The organism is Salinisphaera sp. SPP-AMP-43 (assembly GCF_049568105.1).
GTDB lineage: Bacteria > Pseudomonadota > Gammaproteobacteria > Nevskiales > Salinisphaeraceae > Salinisphaera.
The window spans coordinates 2,261,246-2,285,675 of record NZ_CP145335.1 but is presented as its reverse complement, the minus strand read 5'-3'; the positions used below and the strand labels follow the sequence as shown (position 1 = coordinate 2,285,675).

Below are 24,430 nucleotides of genomic sequence, written 5' to 3'. Positions count from 1 at the left end.
CCGGCCATGGCGGGCATGCCTTCAAAGCTCGGCTGTTCGGGGCAAGCCTCGATAGCGCTTGGCGCTATGTTTTCGGCTTTTTCTTGCTTTTTTTAGCGGCCGGTTTGTTCTTCTTCTTAGATGGTTTCGATTGCCGGGGTTTGTCCTTGGCGCGGCCCGATTTCGACCGTGGGTCGGACGCCGATGCACCGGCGCTGTTTTCGACCCGGCTGATCGCCAGTTGGCGGTTGGCGACCCAGACGGTTTTTAAGTGCGCGAACACGTCGTCGGGCATGCCCTGGGGCAGATCGACCAGGCTGAAGTCGTCGAGGATCGCGATGCGCCCGATGTGCTGACTGTCGACACCGGCCTCGTTGGTAATGGCGCCAACGATATTGCGCGGCGCGACCCCGTGCTGACGACCGACTTCGATCCGGAATGTTTCCATGTTCGAATCATCGGTCGTCGATTTATGCTTCGCCGCTTTCTTGCCGCCTCCGGCTGTTTTGTCATCGGCTTGGGCGGCGCCGTCTTTGTCATCGGCTTGGGCGGCGCCGTCGGTCGAAGTGGCGCCCAGCGTGAGTGGTTCATTGCCCTGGGCCAGCCGTGCCAGGGCCGCCGCAAGCTGTATGGGGTCTACGTTGTGCTCGGCCCGATAGGCCTCGACCAATTCAGTGAACTGTTCCAGGCCCCCGGCTTCCAGGGTATCGGTCATGCTCTGTTTGAAACGCTCGACACGCTGGGCGTTGACGGCCGCCATGCTCGGCATATCCATCGGCTCGATAGCCTGCCGGGTGGCGCGCTCGATGTTCTTGAACAGGCGTTTTTCGCGTGTGGTGGCGAACAGGATCGCATCGCCCGCGCGGCCGGCACGTCCGGTCCGCCCGATGCGATGCACATACGATTCGCTATCGTGCGGGATATCGAAATTGATCACATGGCTGATGCGCTCGACATCTAGGCCGCGGGCGGCCACATCGGTCGCGACGATCACGTCGATCTGGCGGCTTTTGAGCTGGGCGATCGTACGCTCGCGCTGGGCCTGCACGATATCGCCGTTGAGCGCGGCACAGGCGTAGCCGCGCGCGGCTATCTTTTCGGCCAGCTCGTCGGTGGCTTTCTTGGTCCGAGCGAACACGATCATGGCATCGAACGGCTCGGCTTCGAGTAACCGGGTCAAGGCTTCGAGCTTGCTGATTCCACCGCCGACGATCCAATAGCGCTGCCGGATATTGTCGGCCGTGGTGGTACGGGTCTGGATCGTGACTTCGGCCGGGTCACGCAGATGGGTTTTGGCGATCCGGCGAATCGCGTTCGGCATAGTCGCCGAAAACAGCGCCACCTGCCGCTCGGGCGGAGTGTTTTCGAAGACCCATTCGACGTCATCGATGAAGCCCATGCGCAGCATTTCATCGGCCTCGTCCAGCACCAGCCATTCCAGCCGGTCCAGACGCAGCGTGCCGCGCTTGAGATGGTCGATCACTCGGCCGGGGGTGCCGACCACGACATCCACGCCACGCTTGAGCGCGTTCAGCTGCGGTCCGTAACCCTGGCCGCCGTAGATCGGCAGCACATGAAAGCCCGGCATATAGGACGCATAGCGCTGGAATGCCTCGGCAACCTGGATCGCCAGTTCTCGCGTTGGTGCCAGCACCAGCGCACGCGGCGCCTTGTCTTGGCCGGGCTGTAGGCCGGACAGGATCGGCAGTGCAAACGCGGCGGTCTTGCCAGTGCCAGTCTGAGCCTGCCCCAGCACATCGCGCCCGGTCAGCAGCGGGCCGATCGTCGCCGCCTGAATAGGTGAGGGCGTTTCATAGCCGACGTCCGACAACGCCTGCATTACTGAGTCCGATAGACCCATAGCCGAAAAAGGCATGGGATCGTTTTCTTGAGAACTGGGGGAGGTCATGCGATGCCTGTAGGCTCGGGCGCCGTGTCGCGCCAGGGGGGAACAGCCGCGCCAGGGCGGCGCGATACTCTATAGTTTAACGGTTACGGCGCCTCGATGGGCGGGATATGAGCTCGGCTGTTACGGCCTATGTTAACGGCTGCGCGTTACGGCCCCTGTCACAAGACGACCCAGTCGGTGTGGTCGCTGTTTCGCGAGCCTGCCCAGGCCAGGCTGCCGCATGGTTTCGGCTGCTCTATGCGGTGGGCGACGGCTGCGACATGGGCCGATCCTGTGCCCCCAGGTATCCGGTATGCGACCGAAGCGGTCGAGGGCGGGCTGAAGTTCCCAAAGCTGCGCCAAGCGCTGACTGAAACATCACGGTGCACAGCCGGGCGAGGCATGGCAAATGGCGTGCCATCGGCCGATTCCAGAAGGCGCCCCGCTCGATAGCTATGCGTTAGCGCTTGGCGCATTCGGTTGGGCCGCCGATATCGAATCAAGCCTGAGGTCTTATGGCGTAACGGTCCGGGCCATGCCACGCGTACAGGATCGCGATCAGCGGTCTGCAGCACGGTGCGCGTACGACGCCTCAACTGGCGCTAGCAACAAAGCTCGGGCAAGCGGTTCGACACAGGTCAGGGTTTAATCGCTGGCCTGGAAGGCACGACGAATCGCGGCCAGCGAGACCTCGACACGCATATCCAGAGTGCCGGGCTGAAGCTGTTGCTCCGATAGACAATTCAGCCAAGCCTGAATCGGCCGTGCCCGATAGAAACGCCGTAGCCCCACGCCGAAGAAATCATCGAGGCCGACCGGTGCGCCGGGATAAATCAGTTCGTGCGCGGCTATGGCCTCGTCGGGATCGGATACGACGACGGCCCGGCAGCGCAGATACAGACAGCGGTGATTATTGGTGCCTCGTGCCCGCGTCGAATCGTAATAGGTGACAAAGATATCGGGGTTGGCGTGGATATTTTTCGAATGCACCGCCTCGGTCCAGGAAGACCAGTACAGATCGAGATTGGCCGCAGGCACCGCGGTCACCGGCGTGTTCCAGGGTAGGTTGTCGCTGGCCGTGGCGATATTGGCGTATAAAAGAGCGCTTAGGATTTCGGCCGCACGCATACCCAGATCGGGTTCGTTCATGTCTAACCTCCGTATTCGAATAGCGGGTCGAGCTGGCTGGCCTCGACCATCGATGAATTGGGTTGTTCGGATCATTGGCTGCGCGATCTGAATCGCTTGGGGCGATCGTCAGCTGGGCAGCCTGCGATACGAATCACCTGACGTACGGTAGCGACTACGCTTAATCGGTTAAAACGATTTATAGTGATTGATTGAATCGCTATTTGTGATGGTTTGTCTCGTTCCATGCAGCTCCAATCTCTTCGCCTGTTCGCGACGGTCGCGGCCGTTGGCAGTTTCAGCGTTGCGGCACAGCGCATGCATACTGTTCAATCGAACGTGACTGCGCACGTAAAAAAGCTCGAAAAAGAGCTGGGTGTGGCCTTGTTCACACGTAATGGCCAGATCGCGCCGACACCTGCTGGGTATCTGCTTCTGGATCATGCTCGGCGTGTACTGGCTACGCACGACGAGGCACTTGCTGCGTTTCAGGATATCGAGGCCCCGAGCGGCGTCCTGCGCATTGGGGCAATGGAAACCACGGCTGCGGTCCGGCTGCCGGACATACTCGCGGCCTATCATGCTCGTTATCCCAGGGTCGATCTGCGCCTGACCACCGGCACCACGGCTGATTTGGTTGCCGCGCTGCTAGACGGCACGCTGGACTGTGCATTTATCGCCGGCTCCGTGCCGCATCCCCGACTTTATACGGCAGAGGCCTTTAGCGAATCGCTGGTGCTGGTCAGTGCGGGGTCGCAGCCAGACTGGCCAAGCCCGCAGCGGCTGATCGAAAGGCCGTTTCTGGCTTTTAAGCAGGGCTGTCACTACCGACATTGCATCGAGCGTTTGTTGGCTCATCAGGGCGTCTATGGCAGCCGAATATTCGAGTTCGGCTCGATCGACGCTATTCTTGGCTGTGTGGCCGCAGGTATGGGCTATGCACTATTGCCGGAAGCGGTCGTTGTGGCACAACAGTCTCGCTTTGCGATCGACTACCTTGCTTTGCCCGAAGACATTGGCTGCGTCACCACATGTTGGGTCGCGCCGCAGAAACCGGGATGGTCGCCGGCTCTGGCCGCGTTCGAACAGCGGGTCGTGCATGCCGGCGCACCGAGCGGTTCGTCGGCGGGGCCGGCGGCATAGCCGGGCCTGCCGTGAGTGAGGCCCTTGGTACCGGTCGTCTTGCCGACCGTGGCCGACCGTGGCCGATCAGGGGCCGATCAGGGGCCGATCAGGGGCTGGGCGTCGGTTCATCGCGAGGCGGTCGGGTGAATCTCGGGGGCAACAATTCTTGCGACCAAGCGTTTCACGGTAGCGAAATCGACGCTGTCGTGAGCAACGCTGTAGCTGGGCATCGGCTGCCAGGCCGAGTCGGGCTGGCGCTGCGCGATCGCAAACACGAACGGATGGGCACCGGGGAACAGTAGCCGAATATCAGTAGCGTGCAACTCCTGGCCGGTTTGGCTAGAAGCGGTGTGATAACGCAGGAAAGGGCCGCAAAACCAAGCCAGGCGACGGCCGTCGGGCGTCGCCATGGCGGCGTCCCGCAAATGCGTTCCCAGTGTTCGGGCCGTAAATGAGATCGGGGTTCGGCCATCGAACAGACTGACCCAGCCATCGAGCGCTCGGGCATCGTCTATCACCGTGACTCGCCAAAGCAGCGTGGTCAGCGGGGCAGGCTGGATGAGTACCGGGGCGTCTTCCAGGCCGCGATTCACCAGAACAGCATGCACGCGTGAGCTCACATAGGCTTGGGCAGCAAAGCTGAATACGATATAGATACAAGAGAGCGCCAACATCGCGCTCAGCAGCCGATGCCGGCTCGGCCGAAATGCAAAGACGATCACGCCAATCAGTAGTGGCAGCGTGTAGGCCGGGTCGATGATCGCCAGATTGTTCCAGCTGATTGGTCGGACCGGGAGTGGCCAGAGCAGCTGGGTACCGTAGGTGGTAAACGCATCCAGGATCGGATGCGTGAGCAGGCAGAGCGCGAACAGCCACCACCAGTGTCCGAATGTGGCAATGGTGCGCGTGCGATGCCAACAGCTGGCGAGCCCGGCGAACAGTGTGGCGATTCCTGTGAGTACGAACAGAGAGTGGCTAAAGCCCCGGTGGTGCGTGAAATTGGCGACGGCGTCACCGTAGTCGATCAGTACATCCAGATCCGGCAGGGTGCCGAGGGCCGCCCCGAGCAGAAGCGCGCGCCGCCCGAGTTTGGGCATGACCACGCCGCCGATAGCGGCTCCGAGGCAGGCTTGTGTCACCGAATCCATAGCGATCCTTAATTCGATCAGATAACGCCCTACGTCGGCCTCAAAGATAGGCGACGCCGGCGGGAGCGTGGGTTACCGCATTCGAGCTTAGTCGAGCTCGTACCATGAATCACTAGCCGAGCAAGCATCTTCAGCTGGCAAGAAAGTAAGCCGCCTCGGCCCCGTGCAAGGCGGTCTGTGAATCCCGCGACCCGCTCAGCTCGGGGGCGATGCCCAGCGCTGAGGCCTTGGCGAGCTGGGGCGGCGTATCGACCGAGCTCGCATGCCGGTGTCGCGATCCCGCAGCGTGTTCGGGCTGGGGCTTGGCTGGTCATTAGCGTATGCGCCCAGCGCTGTTACAGTAGATGATCAAAACAACCATGTATGGCAAGCGATCATGGCGAACCGACTTGTAAGCAAGGCGAAGCGCTGGCTTTCGAACCCGCGTAATCAGGAAAAAGTAAAACGCGTGGCACGAACGGCCTATCAGAACTACAAAAGCCGCAAGCGGCGTTAATATTGTGATGCCCGCGTTGCCGCATGTCTGCGGCCGCGCGGGCCCGATCCCCGCTCGATCGCCGAGGGGTGTGCAACAGTGTAGTCGCCGACTGTGCCCTGAAGCCGAGCGCCGGCGGGATATGGCGAGGATTCCCAGGCCGGTTGACGACGTAGTGTGACGATCGAATCTACGGGGTTGGTCGGAACGCAAGCTCAGCCTTTTGTGCTGGTAGTAGACGCGATCAGCCCGTGGCCTTGCCGCTAGGCCGTCCCCAATGCACTTGTCGGTCAGTGAAACAATGGATGGCACGGTGCGGCAGATTGGCTAGCCCGTGGCTATCGTCGGCTGTTGCAGCATTGGGCTGGCGAACCGGTCCCCGTTGGATCCGGAGGCGAGGCCCAAGCGTTATGCTGCCATGCCGGCCGCTGCCGTATGCATTGAGCGGATCCGTAGCCTGAGTATGGCCTATGCCGGTCAGGCCGCGATCATGCCGTTGTGTAGGCAGGCTTCGTCGTAGGGAAAAACGACATCCGGGTTCGGCAGCAGCAGCGTTTTATTCTTGCCCTCATAGTCGAGCCGGAGCAAAAGATCTTTGATCAGGTTCAGTCGAGCCACCCGTTTGCGATCGGCCCGAACTACGGTCCAGGGTGAAGACGCGGCATGGGTCCGGGCGAACATTTCGTTGCGGGCACGGCTGTAGTCGGCCCAACGCGCGACCGCTTCGGCATCGATCGGGCTGATTTTCCATTGTTTGAGCGGATCGCGGCGGCGTTCGGCCAAGCGTTTGATCTGCTCGTCCTGGCTGATGTCCAGATAATACTTGAACAGTTTGATGCCTGAGCGCACCAGCATCTGTTCGAAATCGAGGACGGTCGCCATGAACTCTTCGTATTGGCGATCGTCGCAAAACCCCATCACTCGCTCGACGCCGGCTCGGTTGTACCAGCTGCGATTGAACAGCACGAATTCTGAAGCGGTGGGGAGATGCGCGACATGCCGCTGGAAATACCAGGCGCCGCGATCGGCTTCCGAAGGCCGCCCCAAGGCAACCACCCGGGTTTCGCGCGGGCTTAAATGCTGGACGATACGCTTGATGGTGCCGTCCTTGCCGGCGGCGTCGCGGCCTTCGAAGATCACGAGGATCTTGTCCTGGCAGTGGATGACATGGCGCTGCAACTTGACCAGCTCGATCTGCAGGCGACGCAGAGTATGCTTGTAGTCATGCTTGGCGATCGGCGTCACGGCCGCCACAGCAGGTTGGACGGATGAATGCTGGGTACCCATGGCGGTCTCCGATCCGGGCGGCCGCGTGGCCTGAACCATATACTTATAGTCCCCGTTATTGCCCCAATAGGCGAGAAGCGAGCCTTTGCCGTGATGCGCGTGATTAAGGGGTTGGTCTCTGTATCCGATGCCTTTGGCTGCAAGAAGGCGTTGGATGGGCTGCTGGCTCGCTCTGCCAGGCTCGAACGCGGGATGATTGTCGTAGTGTGACTATCGGGCGTTCGTGCAGAAGGATTGGACCGCGCCGTGAAAGCGCAATTCCAAGCGCCCGGTGTATTGCGAATCCGGACAGCGGCAAGTTCCGGCGGTCGCGGCTTGTGTCTCGTTCGGCGGGCCGGCAGGCCATGCGGCGGCGCTTACGCGAGCCCTTGATACGGCCGGAAGCGATCCAGCTCGAGATCGACCGGCGTTAACAAAAATTTGATAGTATGTTGCATCCAATCGATACCGCCGCGTTGCCGCTCGGCCACGCCTGTTTATGCGAGAACCGGTCCAGCCCTGGGCAAAAGCGTTTTGAGTCTTCGTGTCCTTGTGGCCTCTGGTGGTTATAAGGAAGGTCTGCGCGCCGAAGCGGTAGTCGAGGCCATCGCATGCGGTGTGCGTCGTGCAGCGCCCGATCTGACCGTAGCCGAACTGGCCTTGGCCGACGGCGGCGAAGGTACGGTGACCACGCTGCAGCGCATGGCGGGCGGCGAGATCCATACCCGAACGGTGACCACGCCCGATGGCGGGGCGGTCGAGGCCCGTTATGCCATCCTGTCGGACGGTCGCGCGGTGATTGAGCTGGCCGAAGCGGCTGGGCTGCAACAGATCGACGCAAGCGCTACCGATCTTTTGCAGACCAGTTCTCGCGGTGTCGGTGAGCTGATCGAGGCAGCCCTCGATCGCGGTGCGCGCCATATCGTGATCGGCTGCGGCGACTCCGGAATCAATGACGGCGGGGCAGGGCTGTGCCGTGCCCTGGGCGCCCGCCTGCTCGATGCCAACGGCGACGAGATTGCCGAAGGTGGGATCGGGCTGTGCGATCTGACTGAAATCGACGACCGGAGTCTCGACCCCCGTCTGGCCGAGACCACCATCGAAGTCGCCTGCAATACCGAAAACATACTGACCGGCGAGCACGGCGTGGCCCGGGTGTTCGGCCCACAGAAAGGCGCCGACGACGATACCGTCGATACGCTGGCCCAGGCAATGCAGCGTTGGGCCGATATCATCGAGCGCGACTGTGGCCATGTCGTGGCCGAGCTGCCAGGCGGTGGGGCTTCGGGAGGCTGCGGCGCCGGTTTGGCCGGGGTGCTCGGCGCGCATCTGGTTTCGCGTTTCGAATATCTGTTCCCACTGTTCCAGGTCGACGATGCAATCCAAAACGCCGATCTGATCCTGACCGCCGAGGGCGGTTTGGACTATAAATCGGCCAACGGCAAGATCCCGGCCGAGCTCGGTCGGCGGGGCGCGGCTGCTGGTAAACCGGTGATCGTGCTCGCCGGTATTGTCGACCCTACCGCGGAGGTGATTCTGGACGAGGGCGTGCACGCTTATTTCTCGATCAGCGAGCGCCCGCAGTCGATCGAAGAAGCGATTCAGGAAACCTCGACGGCGCTCGAGCATATTTCCGAACACCTGATTCGAACGTTTCTCGCCGGTGTGGTTTTCGGCCGCCTGGGGGCGGGCAATACCAATCTCGGTCCACACACGGCCGCCGCCGCGCTCGACAGCGCCGACGGCTGAGCCAGCCGCCCATGGCGTCTTCCCTGCGATCGGTGCTTCGCCGAGGCGCCGCCGTGATCCTGCTCGGCGTGGCCGCGTTCGCGGTCTATTGGCCGAGCGGGCTCGCCAGTGATGGCCGTCTGGCCCTGTTTGCTTTCCTTGGGGCTGCCATTGGCTGGATCCTGACCCGGATCGAGCCGGCCTGGATCGCTCTGACGGCAGCCCTGTTTCTGGTTCTCAGCGGCGCGGCCGATTCCGACACCCTGTTCTCAGCCCTGGGATCGGATATCGTCTGGCTGATCATCGGTGCGTTCATGCTCGGAGCCGCCATCCAGGAAACGGGTCTGGCCAGCCGTTTCACCACCGCACTGATGCCCGGCTCGACGCGCGTCGATCAGCTCATGTGGCGGCTGAATATCGGGTTGATCCCGTTGGCGCTGGTGCTGCCGTCGACGTCGGGCCGTGCGGCCGTGGTGCGTCCGCTGTATGACAGTCTGGCCGAGGCCGCCGACGACCGGCGGATCGCCCGTGCCTTCGGCCTGCTGTTTCCTGCCGTGATCACGATTTCCACGGTGGCCAGCTTGATCGGCGCGGGGTCGCATCTGGTTGCCGATCATATGCTCGGACGGATTGCCGGCGAGCATATCGGGTTCGGCAGCTGGCTGATCTGGGGGCTGCCGCTGGGTATCGCGGCCAGTCTGTTGGCCACCGGCGTCATTGCCTATCTGTATCTCGATGGGGAACAACGTGCGCGTCGACTGACGCCGGCCACCGAGGCTTTGGGGCCGCTATCGAGCGCCGAATGGCGCACCCTCGCCATCGCCGGGGTCATGATCGCGCTCTGGCTAAGCGAAAGTTGGCAGCCACTGGGCGTTGCCCTTGTGGCAGTGCTGGGTGCCGCGGCGCTGACGAGCCCCGGGCTGGGTCCGATCGACTGGAAGACCGGCATTCATGCGGTCAGCTGGAATCTGGTGGTGTTCGTTGCGGCCGCGCTGATGCTGGGCCATGCGCTGCTGGATTCGGGCGCTGCGCCATGGATCGTCGATCGGCTCATGGCTGTAAGTGGGTTGCAGGAGGGGCGGGCCACGCTCGTCATACTTGCCGCGCTGATCTTGATCGGCGTGACATCGCATCTATATATGATCTCGCACACGGCGCGCGCGGCGGCTTTGCTGCCGCCGCTGTTGGCAATCGCCGGGCGGCTCGATCTGGATGCTACGGCGGTGGTATTCATCACCAGTCTTGCCATGGACTACTGCCTGACCCTGCCGGTCAGCTCCAAGGCGATTCTGGTCTTCTATGACGACGACGCGCCCTGGAATGCCGCCGATCTGATCGGTTTGAGCGCGGTGCTGGCGCCATTGTTCTCGCTGTTGATGGTGGGCTTCTACTACGGCTATTGGCAGTTTGTCGGCTTGGCACTCTGAGCGTTGCCGGCCCGGCCTGCGGGTTGCCAAGCGAGGCTTTGCCCGGAGCAGCTTCTATAGGTGAGCCCAATCGGGTACCGGCAAGCGACAAGACCCGCTCTCGCGGGTCTTGTCGGGCGCTGAGTCATCGCGACCGCTTAGCGGTGGGCCCGGCGCCGCATCAGACCGGTGATCAGTAGTAGCAGGCCAAGCCCGAACAGGGCTACCGAAGTGGGCTCCGGTACTTCGCTGGTATCCACCATGCCGTAGGCGTGGTTGTCGGATTCGAAGTTCGAAATATTGTCGGTGATTCGCACCGTGTCGAATTCCGGCAGGTCGAAAAAGTTAATATAGGCGCTGTCGCCCATGGCGAGGTTGCCGCCGTCGGCCTGTACGGCCTGGACCAGCGTGTTGCCGGTATAGCGTGCGATCTGACGCCCATCATCGACGAAGCTGATGGTATTGAAGTAGTCGATCGAGTCCCAGAGCAGGCCAAAGTAATTGGCGGTCGTACCCAGGCTGAAAATCGCTGTGCCGGCGCTTTGGTTCAGGTACTGGGTGTTGTTGGTGCGGCCGGCCAGCGAAGCGGCGGAAGGGGCGTGGGTGACCAGGGGATAGACGCCACTACAGCTTGCATAGCCACAGCCCTGGTTGAAATCGACCGTGGTGACGCCCTCGACGGCCGAGGTCGCGACGCCATCGGCATCGGTCGTGTAATCCAGGGTAATGGTGGTCGCAGCGGCGCTCGCGCTGATACCAAGAGCAAAAACGGCGGCGATCGCGGTACGAATGGTCGGTCCCAAGGTGATCATCTGACATTCCAGTGCTTGTGAATTGAGTCCACCCCCAAAGCGGGTGGTGCCTGCCTAGAGCGAGAAATGTGCCAACAGAAAATAACGAGTAATATCAGTTAGATAGAAGTTGGAACGCGCGCCCGCTGTCAAGAATATCGACGAGCCGATAGCCGTTGTATAGGCCATATAAATAGAAGTGCCCATACAATCAAACTGTTAGCGTTGTGTCGCGATGTAAGATAGTCCGACTAAAGTTGTATGCGGGTCCGCCAGGAGCAAAAGCCATAGCCGGCAGGGCCGGTTTGCGGAAAGGCGGAGCGCTTCGATCGACTCGTCGCGAGCCTGGCCGGGCGGCGAATGCCCCGGCGTAGGCTATCGATAAACGATCACGGCCCGTGACTCGGTATCGTGCCGCGCGCTCGCGCCGTCAGCCCAGGCGGTCTGCTGTCTGTGTATCGTCGTAAATACCGACTCTGGCTGCCGACAGCGCTGGCCCGTATCTCGAAGCCCATGGGCTCGGTCGGATGGTGTCGAAATGCGGTCCGCATCCAACCGTTTTGGGCGCTGTTGCCGACGCGCAACGAGAGCCTCGCCGCGTCGTTCTATGTCAGAGACGAAAGGTTTGCTCGGGCGTGAAAATACCGGCGTGCGGCGTTGCCCGCGTTGTCGTCGCCCGCGCTATGAGTCGCGATTCGTGCCTGGCCGCGCGACGCTGTCGAGAACGCCAACGCAGCGCTCGGCCGAATAGCAACGGATTTGGAGCCGCATACGGGCTTTATCTGATAGTGGATGGGACCCGCGGGCTGGCAGGGTGGATGTTTATTCAAACGGAGTTCTTATGTCGAGCTACGATTTCATGACCAGCTACGACCATGCGAGCCCGGCGAAGATTCAGGAATATCTCACCGGTATCGATTATCCGGCCTCTAAGGCGCAGCTCATGGCGCATGCCGAACAACAGGGCGCGCCGCTCAATGTGCGTACCGTACTCGATGCGCTGCCAGACGAAGAATACAGCGGCCCGGCCGCGCTCAGCCGAGCCGTAGGCGCGGTCGAATAATCGCCGCGTAGCCGTTGGTATCAGGCGTTTCATGGCGTTCGGGCCGAGCGGCGGACGGTTATCGAAGCGGGCGGATGTGGTAAAAACCGGCCTCGCGATTGCTGAGCCGCTGCTCGACGTCGCCGTTGCTGTGGTGCGCGACGGCAACCCCGAATTCGACATCTGGGCCGTCGTCGCGCCGTGCAGTCTGACCCCGGCCAGGGCTCAGAAGCCATGCGCTTGGTGCCCCGGTCTGGCCATCGAAGGACAGCCTTATGGCGGTCCCACTGGGATAATGCATTGTTCCCAGCGAGAGCGGGGCAGTTAGGGCACCCCTGGCCGACAGCAGATGGCGTTGGCTATCGAGCCGCAGAACGGCCTTCAAATGGGCACCGGCCACCGGAATCGAGCTGTTTTGGGGCGGTCGCACGATCCAGCGATCGGCGCCACGGCGGCCGTCGACATAGCGAGCCCCGCTTGAGGTACGTAGCGCGCTACCGGCCGGTAGCAGAGTTTCGCCCAGCGTTTGGCTTGCGGTAAGGACACAGGACCGAATGGCCGCCCGGCGGCCATCGTCGTTCAACGTGACGTTGAGTGGCTGTCCTGCGCGGCATCGCCAACCGTTCCAATCCTGATCATCGGCCAGGCTCAGTACGGCGTCGCCGGGCGCGGGCGCTAGATGCCGCGTGAGGCGTGCGGTCTCGAAACCGTAGACCGAAACCGGCTTGGGAAAGCGGGCGGATTCGAAAGAAGCCGGGCGGTCGGGATCGCGCAGTGTCAGGCGCGTCCCGGACGGCATGGTAATGCCCTGGAGCGTACGCGGAGCCTCCAGAGTGGTCCGTCGCGCGGCTTGGTCATACAAGGCGCCGACGATGACATAGCCGGCTAACAGCTGGGTCGCGATGAACGGCAGACTGTCCAGCCCGAGCAGGCCGAACACTACAGTGCGCGCCATCCAATGGTTTCGACACAAGCGCCGCCAGCGCGGGCTGACGAACCGCACGATGGCCCCAGCACAGAGCAGCAGAAAGGTGGCCGCAGAGACTAGTAGAACATAACCCAGTTCGGACGATGGCAGGGCGCGAAAATCACGACGACTCGTTCGGCGACAGCAGCCGGCAGCGGATAGCGGACGTAGTGTAACCGGACGCTTTGGAACTGGCCGCCAGTAAAGCGGTATCGGCGCAGCGACAAGAAGGTCTATCGGCCGCAGCAAGGCTTGGTATCCGATCTCGAAATCGGGGATCGGTCTTCGGGTGAGCGCCTTTGATGTTTACGGGGCCGCCCGGCGCGACACCAGGTTAAGCGATGTATTTCGAATGCGGGCGCCCGGCCGGACAGAGGCGCGGGCGATACGCGGCTCAGCCCGGCGGATAGGCGATTCGTGGATAGCCCGTGGCCGCCAAGGTATCGGCGTCGACCTGCCACGGTCGGTGTCGTTCGGCGACCGGCAATGCGCCCAGTTCTGGGATCCAGTAGGTGATATACGCCGCCTGCGGATCATAGCGCTCGGCCTGAGCGAGTACGTCGAATCGCTGATCGCGCTTGTCAGTCCCGACACCGGCCACGGTCGCCCAATTGCCCCAGTTGCTGGCGGCGTCGTAGTCGACGAGCTGTGCCTCGAACCAGGCCGCGCCATAGCGCCAGTCTTGAGCGAGATCATGGGCCAGATAGCTGGCAACGTTCTGGCGCGCGCGATTGGAAAGATAGCCGGTCGTAGCCAGTTCGCGCATGCCGGCATCGATGAACGGCAGGCCGGTACGGCCGTGCTGCCAGGCCTGCAACCGTTCCGGCTCGGCTGCGGTCGGTCGATCGGTCCGGTCCTGGAGGCCGCCGCGCTGGAATAGCCGGCCGCCTTCCGCGGCCAGGATCCAGTGAAAGAACTCGCGCCAGCGCAGTTCGAAAAGCAGCCAGTAGGTCGATTCGTTCGCGACCACTTGATCTTCGTAATCGGCAAGTACGGCCGCAATACGGCGTGCCGAGATACAGCCCAAGGCCAGCCAGGGTGACAATTTGGACGAGTCATCCAGCCCAAGCAGGCCGTTGCGGGTCGCCTTGTAGCTCGCGATGCGGTCGCTGTGCCAGAAGTAGTGATCGAGCCGTGCATGCGCGGCGCACTCGCTGCCGACAAAGGGCGTGTCGTTGCTGGGCCAATCGATGGTTGCGAACCGTTCGGTCATGGCCGCCGCGGCCTCTGGCGGCCCGGGCAAGCGCTGTGGCGCGGCCACCGGGGCATCGACGGCGATATGCTTTTCTACGGCCTTGCGAAACCGGGTATAGGTCCGCGGTATATCGGCGACGGCGAACGGCAGATCGTTAGCCTGGTAGAGCGTGTTGTCGGGAGCGGTTCGTAGCGCAGCGGTGTTGCCAAGGGCAGCGCGTACGCGCTCGAGCTGGGCAAGCTCTTCCGGGGCGCGTTCGTCTTCGGCCCAGACCGTATTCGCGCCAAGACGTTGGACCAGTTCGAGCAGTGTGTGCTCCGGTTCACCGCGACAGACGACAAGCTGCCCGCCGCGCGCGCGCAGCTCGGTGTCCAAGGCGGTGAGCGATTCGCCGATGAAGGCTTGGCGATGCCGGCCAATCTTCGGCGTGCCGAAGATCGTCTGGGTATCGAAACGCCGGTCGACACAGTACACACAGACCAGCGTATCGGCGGCGGCAGCCTGATTCAGCGCTGGATTGTCGTCGAGGCGCAGATCGTTCTTGAACCACAGAATCGCGTTTTGGGAAGACCGATCGCTAGCCATACCCGGTTTACGCAATCGGCCGTGTATCGGATGTGGCTGTGTTCCAGCGGCTCAACGCCACAGCAGGATAGGCGGTGCTGGCCAGGCGTCCCGTCGAAGCCTGCGATAGCGCTCGTTCACCAAAACGGTCGACGCCCAGGCCATCGAGGTGCCATGCGAGCGTCGCACTGGGTCCGCCCATCGGAGGGCAGCGTGCAAGTGGTCGTGGCGTGCCGGCCCCGACTCGCTACGCGACGGCGCGCCGAGGGTTGGTTCTCAATAGGGCGGAGCCCGAGGGACAGACGCTGTCGTATAGTCATCCCATGTTGTCGATCATGCGCATAGAAGCACGACGCGGCCGCGTTCGCTATGCCTGGTCTGGCTGCCATCGTCGTGGTATCCGGAAAGCGCCGGGCTCGGGGCGTTACGACCCATCAACCGGCCCTGGTACTCGCTCGCGCCAGCTCGCCGGGTCTGGCTGTCGACCTGGCCGGGCAAAGACCGACCGGCTGACGGTCCGAGCACGGTCGAGCACGGTCGAGCTGGGCGTCGGCCGCGGGCGTTGTGGGCGGGGTTTTCTGCTAAGTTTTGCTGGCAGACCGGTTCGGCGGGCGCTACCGGCGCCTTGGCGGCCGTGCCCGTTGTTATCCACTCATACCCGTGACCGGACACCGTATCTCATGAGCCCATCCCGTCGCTGGCTACTGGCCGGCCTCATCGTTGTTTCTAGCATGTTGTCGGCATCGGCATCGGCATCGGCATCGGCATCGGCATCGGCATCGGCCGTGGCCAAGCCCGACTATGTCAAGCCGCCACGCAATCGCCTGTTCAGCGTGCATACTTTTTCGGAAGGGCTGGCCCAGGTACACACCCGGGTGCCGGAAAAAGATCTATACGGGTACGGCTTTGTCGATACCGAGGGTGAGCTGGTCGTCGACCCCGAGTACGACGAAGCCGAAGCCTTTCACAACGGTCGTGCCGCAGTCGCGCGTTATGTACGCGAGCAGCCGATCAAGCGCTGGGGCTTCATCGACCGACAAGGCAAGGTCGTGATCGGCCTGGACTATATCGAGGCGCATGATTTTTCCGAGGGGCTCGCTGCGGTCAAAACCCAAAGCGGCGATTGGCAGTTCATCGACCGCGCCGGCCACACAGTACTCGACGTACAGCCGGGTTGGCACGGAGTGGACGCCCACAACGCTCGTCTTCACCATCCTCTGAACGATTTCCACGACAGTTGGCTGTGGATCGTGGATGGCGAGCGTGGTTTCAATTTTGTCGATCGGAACGGCCACAAGCTGCGCGACCGACCATTTCCCAAGGCCGGGCCGTTCTCGGGTGGCTTGGCCATGGTCGCGATCGACGCCACGCCGGTGCCCGGACCGAAAGGCGACAACGAATTGGCGCGAATCTACGACCGCCTGTCGGGCCCTGAGCCAAAGACCTACGACTGGGCCATGATCGATACGAAAGGCCAGGTGCGCTTTCGTCTGGCCGACGACATGAGCCGGCTCGGGCGCTTCGTCAACGGTCGGGCGCCGTTCTCTCGCGACGGGCATTGGGGCATTGTCGACGACCAGGGCCACGTGGTGGTGCCGGCTCGTTACGAGCACAAACCCCGCGGCTACGGCCAGGATACTGTGTTGTTCGCGGTCGACGGGCAACGCAGCGACAATCGGGACGGCTACATCGAAACACTCGATCGTGATGGCCAACGTATCGCTCGGATTCCGTTCTCGGATGACCAGGGGCGGACGATAGTGGATGCCAAACACCGGTTCCACGAAGGGCTGCTGGGCGTCGAACTCGCGACCGGGGTCGGCCAGGATCAAGAGTTCGAGACACTCGGCTGGGGCTTTATCGATGCCCGCGGTCGGCTGATCGTTGCCCCCCAGTTCAACGGTGTGACCAACTTCGCCGATGGCCGAGCTTTCGTCTTCCCGAAGGACGCCGGTGGGGCCGGCCTGATCCGCAACCCGCTCGAGGCCGAACAAGCGAGTTGATACCGCCCTGAGCACTCCAGCATTTTGAGGCGAAGGCACTGCCGCAGCGAGCGAGAGCGGCGGCCGAGTGTCGCCGGGCATGGCTCATCCGCTCTTTCGGGCAACGGCGTCGCTCGTTGAAGCGAGCGATCGTCGATACCGAGGGCGACTTTGCCCGGCTGTTTGGGATGTCGGGCATAGCCTGCGGCGGCCTGACCTGCGATCACGTTCGGCCGCGAATGGCCACCCGAAAAACAGGCTGGGAACGACAATGGGCCTGGCGCATTGCGGCCGCTAGGGATTTTTTACCGGGCGCGGAATGCCGATTCATGCTGATCCGAAACAAGCGCCTTACGTCGGAGGTGGCCCGAAAGCCAGCAAAATCAGCCGTTATCAGTCGCTGAAACGGCTTGCCTCGGGCTGGGCCCGAACACCCGCGACGCAACTAGTCGCCGCGCCTGCGGCTGAAGTCGTGCGCGGCGCTGAGCGCGAGCGGCGATCGCCAATCGAGGCAGAGCAGGATACGTCGGTCGATGCCATTAGGGCTTGGGATAGATAAGCTGTACCGGTGTATGTCGATGCCCATGAATAAACGAGAATCCCATGCCCGAGCCCCGTCTTACCGAACAGCTTGCGTTTCTAGCAGAAATCGATGCGCTGAAAACCGTAGTGCGCCAGTCGCCGTTGGTCGATCGCAGCCGGCGCGAAAACTCGGCCGAGCATTCGTGGCACCTTGCGATGTTCGCGCTGATCCTCGCCGACGATGAGGCTGTGGATACCGCCAAGGTCATCAAGCTCCTGCTGGTTCACGATATCGTCGAAATCGACGCCGGCGATGCGCCGATTCACGGTGGGCACGATCCAAAAGCGATCGAGGCGCGAGAACAGGCCGCGGCCGACCGCCTGTTCGGCCTGCTTCCGGAAGATCAGGCCCTCAAACTGTTTTCTCTTTGGCAGGAATTCGAAGCCGCCGAAACGCCGGAAGCCGAATACGCAAAAGCGCTCGATCGTCTGCAGCCGCTACTTTTGAATACGCTGACCGGCGGTGGCACATGGAACGACCACCACGTATCCGAACAACAGGTCCATGAGCGCTATGGTCCGACGATCGAACGCGGCTCGACGGTGCTATGGGCGCACGCACGTCAGTTGGTGGCCGCGCATTTCCACGATCGCCAAAAGCCGGGCTGATCGGGTAAGGACCAGCGCCAACGCTGGCCCCGTGCCGAGCGCCGGGGGCGATCGTATATCGATACGCGACTGGTCTACGGCCGACTCATGGCACTGGAGCAGCCTGGCTGGTTAGCCCAGTCGAGACTGGTCGTAATTGATCGCGTTTTAGCGGCCCAAACCGCATGGTTCTTGCGGCCCGGGTTCGAGTTGGCCCCACAAGGGCGCGACCCATCGCCTTAACGGGGTTGCTTCGCCGCAGCTGCGAGTCGAGTTAGCCGAAGTCAAATCCTGCGCCGGCGACAGTGAGTACGGTTTAAACACGTTCATAGGCTGGCTCGCTGGGACCGCAATGGGAGGGTGTAGCCTGCGAGCTCACCCGATCGGAGGGCCGCGAATCCTCATATAACCCGACAAACCGCCGCCTATGGATCGCTGTCTTCCCATCGATGTTTTGGCAGGGGGAAACGTCAACCAAGCCTTCAAGAAGATCATTCGGACGGTCACACCGCCGACCGTACTGGAAAAATGTGTAATGAAACCGCTGATGGCCTATCGGGGGTTAAAGCCGATCGCAGCGCGTCACTGCAATCTCTGCGATTACCGGGGCTATTTCGGCATCAAGGGGCGGCCGCCACGTCTAGATGCCCGATGTCCGCGCTGTGGCAGCTTCGAGCGGCACCGGCTGTTGATGTTGGCCATGGATCGGGCAGAGGTCATTCCCGAAATCGGCGCTGATGAGCAGGTGCTGCATTTCGCCGCCGAGCCGGTTTTGGTCCGCCATTTCAGAAAACGCTGGGGGCGTTACCAGACTGCTGACCTGTTTTTCGACGCCGATCTCAAACTGAATCTGGAAGATATCGATCTGCCGGATGCCAGTGTGCGGCTGATCATCGCCAATCATGTGCTGGAGCACGTCGATGATTACAAGGCGGCCAGCGAGTTGCATCGCATCTTGGTCGATGGCGGCGTACTGGTATGCATGGTGCCGATCATCGAAGGCTGGGCGCAGACCTACGAGAACGAGGCTATCCAGACCCAGACGGGGCGCTGGCTACACTTCGGCCAGGGCGATCACAGGCGTTATTACGGACGCGATTTCAGGGCCCGTATCGCCAGCGCCGGGCTGCAGCTGGCTGCAGAAGTCACGGCCGAAGGCGAAGAACTGCTCGAATACGGCTTGTTACGCGGTGAGAAGGTGTTCATGTTCCGTAAGCCGCTTGCGACAACGTCTGCGGCCTGAGCCGCGAGCGCATGGAAGGATCTGGCCGGTGGGCACCCCCACATTGAGCGGGCGCCCGACCGGCTTCGCGGTCGACTGCGCCACCGATCGGTGCGAATAGGCGATCTGCGCCCGCGTCGATAGTCGCGCCTAAACGGGGCCTGAGAAATGCAGTATCAGGCCAGAGCTTTCAAACAGGGCATCGGCTCCAACGGCTCGTGTATGAGCCGACATTGCCGGACGTGGGGCCCTTTTAGGTGGGCGTAGGAAGAAGCGCTATGGCTCGGCCCACCGCGGCTGACCGGTATGTCTCAAACAGCGCTGACCGATACCGCCCGGCGCGAGGCGCGGAATGCAGTCAGCCGCGGCGAAAATGCTCGCCGCGTTATCGCTGACCAGAGAAGGCGGCATATAGGACGCGCTTCGCATCGATAGGATGCGAAGCGCGTCGTCTCACCTGCTGCCCAACGCAAGCCGGCGTGCGGCCCGCCAACGCGTCCAGATGTTCGCTGCTAAGTCGGCTCTCGAACCGGGGCACCGTACTTAGCCCGTAGTCGTCACGCCAATGCCGAAAAGCAGGGCGGAAACGGTTTACCAGGCATAGGCCATCGGCGCCTCACCACCCGGCCCAGGCCAGATTTCGTCCAGTCGTTTGAGGGTAGCCTCCGACAGCGTCAGGTCAGCCGCGCCGAGATTCTGCTTCAGATGCTCGACCGTGCGCGGGCCGACGATAGTCGCGGTCACGACGGGGTTGTGCAGCAACCAGGCCAGGGCGACCTGGGCCGGGGCGGCGCCGATGTCGGCACATAACGTTTCGTATGCCTCGACCTGGGGGCGCAGCTTGTCCAGCTTCTGTTCGAAAGCGTCGCTGCCGCGTCGGCCTTCATTATGTTTGCCGAGCGCGCCGGCCAGCATGCCCTGGCCAATCGGGCTCCAGGGGATCAGGCCAATTCCGTATTCTCGCAGCGCTGGAATCATCTCGAGCTCGATCGTGCGCTGGGTGAGGTTGTAAAGACTCTGCTCGGAGGCCAGCCCCAGGAAATTCCGGGCCTTGGCTGCACATTGGGCGCTCACCACGTTCCAGGCCGCGAAGTTGCTGCTGCCGACATAGGTGATCTTGCCCTCGCGTACGAGCTGCTCCATCGCCTGCCAGACTTCTTCCCACGGCGTATTCCGATCGATGTGGTGCATCTGGTAGAGATCGATATGATCAGTGCCTAGCCGCTTCAGGCTGGCCTCGCAGGCGCGCCGGATATGATAGGCCGACAGGCCACGATCGTTCGGCCCGGTTTCCATGGGTTGATAGACCTTGGTGGCCAGCACGATGCGATCGCGTTTGCCGGTGGCGGCCAGCCACTTGCCGATGATCTCCTCGGAAATGCCATAGCCCTTGTCCATATCCGGGCTCTGGGGGCCGCCGTAGACATCGGCCGTATCGAAATGGTTGATGCCGGCGTCCAAGGCCTCGTCCATGATTCGAAACGATGTCGGCTCGTCGGTCAGCTCGCCGAAGTTCATCGTACCGAGGGTGAGCGGGCTCACCTTAAGGCCGGTGCGGCCTAGGGTTCTGTAATGCATGGCGGTGTGTCCTTAGACTTCGAAAATACGGTTGTTCTGCCGTGGTCGCCGGCCCTGGCGGGCCAGCTACTGGGTGTCGTTCAGCGCATCACTCGCCGGTGCTCGTCGGCACAGGCGCCGGGCTGCGTACCGGAGCTCAAAGACCAAGCCGCGAGTGGCTGACAGCGGCGCCGCACGCGAAGCTGCCACCGCCACGGGCCAGTCTTCCGGCCGGTTGTTGTGAGCGTCCGATCAGAGATCCTTGCCCATGAAGTCGTGAACGACTGCGAAGATGTCCTGGCCTCGGGCACTGGTCATGTCCGGCTCGCACGATTGCAGAATATCGGCGATCGATGTGACGATGCCGCCGGCGCCTTCGATACGACGCAGCGCGGCGGCCTCGGTGCGCGCCGAACGTCCTCCGCAGGCCTCGAGCGCCACCACCACGCGATAATCCTGGGCTATGCCGTCCAGTGCCAGATACTGGAGCACGGCTTCGCTGGAATAGCCGGCGATCACAATAGTGCGCCGCCCGGTGGCTTCGAGCGCCGAGACGAAGGCCTCGTCGCCAAAGGGGCGAGCGTTAGTGCGAGTAAAACTGTTCTTCTGGCTGGCATGGTTGGCCAGAGCCGGCAGATGGTTCGATGGTTTGCCATCGACCGCAACCAGGCTGAACAGCATCGGCATGCCCAGGATTCGGGCCGCCCGTGCCAGGGCCTCGGCGCCGGCCTCGATTGCTTCGCCGGAATGGGTGCGGCTTTTATGCACCAATTCCGGCTGCAGATCGGCGAATACGACGACCGCATCTGCCGGGTCGAGCGTCATGGCCAGATCAGCGCGCGACATAGCCACCGTCCACAGCGATTACATGCCCGACCACGAAGCTCGCGGCATCGCTACACAGCCACAGCGCAGCCGCAGCGACTTCCTCGGCCTGACCCAGCCGCTTGATCGGCACGTCGCGCATCATGTCCTCGATCACGCCTTCCTCGGCGTTTTTCATGTCCGAGACCATCGGCGTATCGATAATGCCCGGGGCCACCCCATTCACACGGATGCCTTGTGCGGCATAGTCCAGGCCGGCGGTTTTGATCAGACCATGCACACCGTGCTTGGCCGCGTGATAAGTCGCCCGGCCCGGTACGCCGACGAAGCCGCCAAGCGAGCTGTTGTTCACGATCGCGCCGGAACCCTGCTTGCGCATCTGGATGAGTTGATACTTCATGCAAGCAAAAACGCCGCGCAGGTTGATCGACTGCATCTGATCGAAATCGTCGAGCGAAATATCGGCGAGTTCGGTGGCATCGGCCTGAATGCCGGCATTGTTGAAGGCCATATCCAGACTGCCGAATTCGGCAACGGTGCGTTCGACGGCCTGTTTGATCTGGTCTTCGTCGGTCACGTCGCAGGTGATCGCGAGCGCTTTATAGCCGGCATCGGTGAGTTTTTCGACCGCAGCTTGCAATTCCTTCGGATCCCGGTCGACCATGGCAACGGCCGCCCCGGACTCGGCAAATCCGGTTGCAGTGGCCAGGCCCATGCCGCGGGCAGCCCCGGTGACAAAAGCGGTGCGGCCGGAAAAATCATAGGTTGGGTTCATGTTCTGCAGATTCCTTGTAGTGCGTTCGACGGGGCTGGGCCACTCGGCGGATTCGGATCGCGGTATCGAGTAGCGCGCGACCGTCTTGTCCAAGGGCAGCCGATCGTGAACGGCGCCGCGGTCTCCGGTGCCGATCGATCGCCATCAATCCACGCCCGGGGGTGGTATTTCGTATCCCAACAAAGCGTACGCACGAGCGCCTCGGATCGGTAGGCCGTGCCGCTAATAACGCTTATTAGGTAGGGTATTGAAAGCGAGCTTATAGTCGTAGGCCTCGAGTGCCCCGTAGGCTGTGTAGCCGAGCCGATGCGATACGTGGTCTGGGGTGAATGTTGGCGCTGTAGGCGTTCGATAGCCAGGCGCTGTGCCGCCCGCCACGGGCCGGGCGTGAGCCACGATATGGTTCAGACCGGGTAGGCGATCGGCGCTGTGGCCGGGATCACGGTTGGGCAGACACGGAGCACTCGACGGGTACCCTCGGGGCGATGACGACTGTGCTTTGAAAACAGCGGGATTTGTCGGCGGCAGCAGCGAGTTATCCGGGGATGCCCAGGTCCTCGCCGGGCTTTTAAGATTTCTCGTCGGCTCCCAGCAGCCCGTCAGCGCCGGTGCAGCGAATGCCTGGCCGAACACGGCCCGCCCATGGCGCGATATTTGCTTTACGGCATACTGACCAGGGAGGCGAGGGTGCTATACCCATCGGGCATAGCTCATGAAATATTCGATACTCAGTTCAGCGTGTCTGATTGGCGTTGTTATGTTTTCTTCGTCGTCGAATGCGGCGCCAGAAGATGTGTGCATCGCACACGCTAAAGCCTCGTTCGAAGCCGTGGCTCGAGGCGACTACGAGGCAGCGGGCAAGCACTTCGCGCCGACGGTCGCGAAGCAGCTGCCGCCGGCCAAGATTCGGCAGATATGGCAATCGATACAGCGCAATACCGGCAAGTATCAAAGCCATGGCCGGTCGCGCGTCGAAGTCATCGGCGGTCAGCCTGTAGTGGTCACGCCCGTTGAATTCGAGCATGCGCAGTGGGACGCGCTGTATGGCTGTAACGATGACGCCCGGATCACAGCCGCTCAGCTCATGCCGGCGACCCGGCTTGCAGCGACCATCGACGCCGAAGCACGTGCGGCCGAGGCCAAGAAACCGGTCGCGGCGAAAACCCAGGCCAACGGCATACGTATCGCACCACTATCGGTGCCGTCGCCATATGGGCCGCTGCGCGGCGCGCTCACCCTGCCGGCCGGTAAGGGGCCGTTTCCGGCAGTCGTACTGGTCGCCGGCTCGGGCCCGCACGTCATGGATGAAACCGTGGGTGGCAGCAAGCCGTTTCGCGATCTCGCCGAGGGTCTGGCAGCCGCTGGCGTAGCCTCATTGCGCTACGATAAACGCTCGGCGGATTATCCGAAGCAGATGCGCGCCAATCGCGGTCTCACTGTCGACGAGGAAGCAACTGACGATGCCTTGGCGGCCGTGCAGCGGCTCGCCAAGCAGGACGCGATCGATTCCGACCGGCTATTCGTGCTCGGCCATAGCGAGGGTGCCATGCTGGCACCGCGTATCGGTCGGCGTGCGCCCAAGCTGGCTGGGCTCATCCTGCTGGCGGCCCCGGCGCGGAAGCTGGTCGCGATCATGCGTCAGCAAACCCGTGAGCAAGGCCGGCGCCAGGGATTGTCACCGGCTAGGGTTCAAGCCTCGAATAAAGCGCGGGCCGAAGAACAGCGGCTGCTCGAAAACGCGGATCCGGATCATCCGCCCGAAGGCGATTTCATGGGGGCGCCCCAGACTTGGTGGCTGAGCTTGCACCGCTACGATCAGGTCGCGGTCGCGAAGTCGCTGTCCCTGCCGATGCTGTTTCTCCAGGGGGGCCGCGATTTCCAGGTATCGGCGGCCAAGGATTTCGAGGCCTGGGAAACAGCCCTGGCCGACCAATCGAACGTCGCCTTTCGGCTATATCCCGGGCTAAGCCATCTGTTCACGCCGGCTGGCAAAACGCTGACGCCGACCGATTACCATAAGCCGGCCTACGTCGATAGCGAGGTCATCTCGGATATCGCCGGGTGGATTAAATCCCGGTAGCGCGAGGTCTCGTTATCCTGGCATGGGGCTAACCCGGGCGGGCACGACTGCTATGACAACACGGTTGAATGGCGCTGCGCGCTGAATTCCCGAAAACCCGTTGGGCCAGTTTGCATG

Annotated in this window: 19 protein-coding genes; 9 read left to right on the top strand and 10 right to left on the bottom strand. The window is 62.4% G+C overall.

Annotated features, from left to right (window positions below; genetic code table 11):
- Positions 1–64: 64 nt before the first annotated feature.
- Complete coding sequence (locus V5738_RS09740) at positions 65–1,888, bottom strand: DEAD/DEAH box helicase (RefSeq protein WP_423820614.1); 1,824 nt, start codon at positions 1,886–1,888, stop codon at positions 65–67.
- A gap of 624 nt (positions 1,889–2,512) precedes the next feature.
- Complete coding sequence (locus tag V5738_RS09735; RefSeq protein ID WP_423820613.1) at positions 2,513–3,016, bottom strand: pyridoxamine 5'-phosphate oxidase family protein; 504 nt, start codon at positions 3,014–3,016, stop codon at positions 2,513–2,515.
- Between the two features lie 225 nt (positions 3,017–3,241).
- On the opposite strand from V5738_RS09735, the gene V5738_RS09730 reads away from it, so the two are divergent.
- Positions 3,242–4,138: a LysR substrate-binding domain-containing protein gene (locus V5738_RS09730; RefSeq protein ID WP_423820612.1), complete on the top strand. Its 897-nt coding sequence runs from the start codon at positions 3,242–3,244 to the stop codon at positions 4,136–4,138.
- A 107-nt stretch (positions 4,139–4,245) separates the two neighbouring features.
- On the opposite strand, the gene V5738_RS09725 is transcribed toward V5738_RS09730, so the two are convergent.
- Positions 4,246–5,268, bottom strand: a complete 1,023-nt coding sequence (locus V5738_RS09725; RefSeq protein ID WP_423820611.1) for a metal-dependent hydrolase — start codon at positions 5,266–5,268, stop codon at positions 4,246–4,248.
- 262 nt (positions 5,269–5,530) lie between these two features.
- On the opposite strand from V5738_RS09725, the gene V5738_RS09720 reads away from it, so the two are divergent.
- Positions 5,531–5,764, top strand: a complete 234-nt coding sequence (locus V5738_RS09720; protein WP_423820610.1) for a hypothetical protein — start codon at positions 5,531–5,533, stop codon at positions 5,762–5,764.
- Positions 5,765–6,220: 456 nt separating this feature from the next.
- Here V5738_RS09720 and ppk2 read toward each other — a convergent pair whose 3' ends face one another.
- Positions 6,221–7,030, bottom strand: coding sequence for a polyphosphate kinase 2 (gene ppk2 / locus V5738_RS09715; RefSeq protein ID WP_423820609.1), 810 nt, complete (start codon positions 7,028–7,030; stop codon positions 6,221–6,223).
- A 513-nt stretch (positions 7,031–7,543) separates the two neighbouring features.
- On the opposite strand from ppk2, the gene V5738_RS09710 reads away from it, so the two are divergent.
- Both V5738_RS09710 and V5738_RS09705 read left to right on the top strand, forming a co-directional pair.
- Positions 7,544–8,758 carry a glycerate kinase gene (locus V5738_RS09710; RefSeq protein WP_423820608.1) on the top strand — a complete coding sequence of 405 codons (1,215 nt, stop codon included), beginning with the start codon at positions 7,544–7,546 and terminating at the stop codon, positions 8,756–8,758.
- Positions 8,759–8,769: 11 nt separating this feature from the next.
- Positions 8,770–10,164, top strand: a complete 1,395-nt coding sequence (locus V5738_RS09705; RefSeq protein WP_423820607.1) for an SLC13 family permease — start codon at positions 8,770–8,772, stop codon at positions 10,162–10,164.
- Positions 10,165–10,301: 137 nt separating this feature from the next.
- On the opposite strand, the gene V5738_RS09700 is transcribed toward V5738_RS09705, so the two are convergent.
- Positions 10,302–10,955 (bottom strand): PEP-CTERM sorting domain-containing protein, encoded by a 654-nt coding sequence (locus V5738_RS09700; protein WP_423820606.1) that lies wholly within the window; start codon positions 10,953–10,955, stop codon positions 10,302–10,304.
- Positions 10,956–11,775: 820 nt separating this feature from the next.
- On the opposite strand from V5738_RS09700, the gene V5738_RS09695 reads away from it, so the two are divergent.
- A complete protein-coding gene (locus tag V5738_RS09695; protein WP_423820605.1) occupies positions 11,776–11,997 on the top strand; it encodes a DUF2795 domain-containing protein in 222 nt (73 codons plus the stop codon).
- A 58-nt stretch (positions 11,998–12,055) separates the two neighbouring features.
- Here the strand turns inward: V5738_RS09695 and V5738_RS09690 are convergent, their stop codons facing one another.
- Positions 12,056–12,931 (bottom strand): hypothetical protein, encoded by an 876-nt coding sequence (locus V5738_RS09690; RefSeq protein ID WP_423820604.1) that lies wholly within the window; start codon positions 12,929–12,931, stop codon positions 12,056–12,058.
- A gap of 406 nt (positions 12,932–13,337) precedes the next feature.
- Positions 13,338–14,723, bottom strand: coding sequence for a DASH family cryptochrome (locus tag V5738_RS09685; RefSeq protein WP_423820603.1), 1,386 nt, complete (start codon positions 14,721–14,723; stop codon positions 13,338–13,340).
- A gap of 659 nt (positions 14,724–15,382) precedes the next feature.
- Between V5738_RS09685 and V5738_RS09680 the strand changes: the two genes are divergently transcribed.
- The 3 genes from V5738_RS09680 (at position 15,383) to V5738_RS09670 (ending at position 19,097) form a co-directional block, all read left to right on the top strand.
- Positions 15,383–16,705, top strand: a complete 1,323-nt coding sequence (locus V5738_RS09680) for a WG repeat-containing protein (protein ID WP_423820602.1) — start codon at positions 15,383–15,385, stop codon at positions 16,703–16,705.
- A 582-nt stretch (positions 16,706–17,287) separates the two neighbouring features.
- On the top strand, positions 17,288–17,875 hold the full coding sequence (locus V5738_RS09675) for an HD domain-containing protein (RefSeq protein WP_423820601.1): 588 nt from the start codon (positions 17,288–17,290) through the stop codon (positions 17,873–17,875).
- A 433-nt stretch (positions 17,876–18,308) separates the two neighbouring features.
- Positions 18,309–19,097: a methyltransferase domain-containing protein gene (locus V5738_RS09670; protein WP_423820600.1), complete on the top strand. Its 789-nt coding sequence runs from the start codon at positions 18,309–18,311 to the stop codon at positions 19,095–19,097.
- A 570-nt stretch (positions 19,098–19,667) separates the two neighbouring features.
- Here the strand turns inward: V5738_RS09670 and V5738_RS09665 are convergent.
- The 3 genes from V5738_RS09665 to V5738_RS09655 all read right to left on the bottom strand — a co-directional run bounded on the left by V5738_RS09665 (position 19,668) and on the right by V5738_RS09655 (position 22,233).
- On the bottom strand, positions 19,668–20,654 hold the full coding sequence (locus V5738_RS09665) for an aldo/keto reductase (RefSeq protein ID WP_423820599.1): 987 nt from the start codon (positions 20,652–20,654) through the stop codon (positions 19,668–19,670).
- A gap of 231 nt (positions 20,655–20,885) precedes the next feature.
- Positions 20,886–21,479: an isochorismatase family protein gene (locus V5738_RS09660; protein ID WP_423820598.1), complete on the bottom strand. Its 594-nt coding sequence runs from the start codon at positions 21,477–21,479 to the stop codon at positions 20,886–20,888.
- Positions 21,466–22,233 (bottom strand): SDR family NAD(P)-dependent oxidoreductase, encoded by a 768-nt coding sequence (locus tag V5738_RS09655; protein WP_423820597.1) that lies wholly within the window; start codon positions 22,231–22,233, stop codon positions 21,466–21,468. The genes V5738_RS09660 and V5738_RS09655 overlap by 14 nt, the downstream gene beginning before the upstream one ends.
- A 757-nt stretch (positions 22,234–22,990) precedes the next feature.
- Between V5738_RS09655 and V5738_RS09650 the strand changes: the two genes are divergently transcribed.
- Complete coding sequence (locus tag V5738_RS09650; RefSeq protein WP_423820596.1) at positions 22,991–24,313, top strand: serine aminopeptidase domain-containing protein; 1,323 nt, start codon at positions 22,991–22,993, stop codon at positions 24,311–24,313.
- Positions 24,314–24,430 lie beyond the last annotated feature (117 nt).